The organism is Psychrobacter sp. PL15 (assembly GCF_035984995.1).
Classification (GTDB): Bacteria; Pseudomonadota; Gammaproteobacteria; order Pseudomonadales; family Moraxellaceae; genus Psychrobacter.
In genome coordinates, this window is record NZ_JAXCIB010000033.1 from 1 (window position 1) to 1,625 (window position 1,625).

The 1,625-nt window shown below is 40.1% G+C and carries 1 protein-coding gene; it reads left to right on the forward strand.

The features are described from left to right. The first annotated feature begins 1,212 nt into the window (after positions 1-1,212). Positions 1,213-1,395, forward strand: a complete 183-nt coding sequence (locus RCH20_RS12435; protein WP_327193824.1) for a hypothetical protein — start codon at positions 1,213-1,215, stop codon at positions 1,393-1,395. Positions 1,396-1,625: the final 230 nt, after the last annotated feature.

A 1,625-nucleotide genomic window follows, 5' to 3' on the forward strand; every position in this document is an offset into this window, starting at 1 on the left:
GTGTCAAGAAGTTATTTAACTAACTTTTTCTAAAGTGGTAAACCACTTCATAAAGCCGCTCTTCCCTTCCGACTGGGTGGCATTATACGCAGTTTCATGTGTGGGTCAAGCGGTTTTGGAAAGTTATTCTATTATTAACTACTGTGTTCAGTAAGCATTAAGCCATCAGCATCTTTGTTAAGTATAGGCCATATGCTGTTAGCCGTTAATTTAACTTATTAGTACATAGTGTTTATATTGACATAATAAAATTGAACAACGCACAAAAAATCATACTAACCCAAAAGCAAGGGACCAATATGATTAACAGACGCAAACAGTTTAGCCGAGAATTTAAACTTAAAACCATTAACATGATGATCGAACACAAATGTAAAGCAGCAGATATTGCTGGGTCGCTGAGGTTAACCATCCAAGATTAAATAATTGGCTGCGCAGGTACCGTAAAGAGAAGCAAGAAATATAGCGACTGCATAGGCAAATGTAGCGGCTGACTATAGACCACGACATCTTAAAAAAGATTTTCGCCCTACTAACGTTAGACAATCTAAACGACTATCACTGATTATTGAGCTTGCAGAGCATGATAAACGGTTAAGCAGAAACCGTCTGTGTTACCTGTTTGGCATGGTCAGAAATGACTATTATTGTAGTGCTAAGGACGAGCCGATTGATGTCAAAGCTTTGTAGATTAAGATTTTAGTCAGACAGACATTCAGCGTACCAAACGGCTCAATAGATGCCCGAACTGTTTCAGCTCTACTACTGAATTAATACGGCATCAAAATTACCCGCTATAAAGCAGGTAGGCTTGTGGAGGACATGGAACTTGAGAGCTATCAGACGAAGACTCATAATTATAAAAACCGTAATAAAGCGCATAAAACTCATGCCAATGTATTAGACCATAAATTTATGCAATCAGAGCCTAATCAAGTCTGAACAGGAGATCTGACGTATATCCGCAATAGAGGCGACTGGTATTGCTTATAGCCATCGTTTTAGATTTATGTGCTAGATGTATTGTTAGCTTTACCGTATCAGACTCGTCCGAGAGCAGCCTGGTCGGTACAGCACTTTACGTGACATATCATACAAGGTTGAGCCCAAGTGACGTGTTGTTTCATTCAAATCAGGGCACGCATTACGGCGACACTGTCTTCGCTGATAATATTGATGGATGCAGCAACGTGTCACACACTATGAGCCGTCATGACGATAACTACGGGCACAGCCTTCCACTTTGCACCTGAGGTCACCCAAGGTCCTCGCTCTTATGAGATAATGCACCCACTAAATGAAAGATTCTTTAGAAGACTTGAAATGGAATGGATGCCGAAGGGTGGCTATGAGGATATATCTGAAGCTAAGCAGGCTATCAATGATTACGTCTAGGGCTATTATCAAAGCATCAGATCACATACCTTCAAAGATTATTTAAACTCCAGTAGAAAGAAGTACCATTATTTCAGCAAACACCTCTTATAAATTATCTAAATATAGTTGGCCACTACAGGATTAAACTTTTCCCTCCCTGAGCTAGACCCCAACTAAAGTCTTCTCTATCCCATCGATACTAGATATTGACCTAGGGACTGATAGTTCAAGCGAAGACACCTATCTAC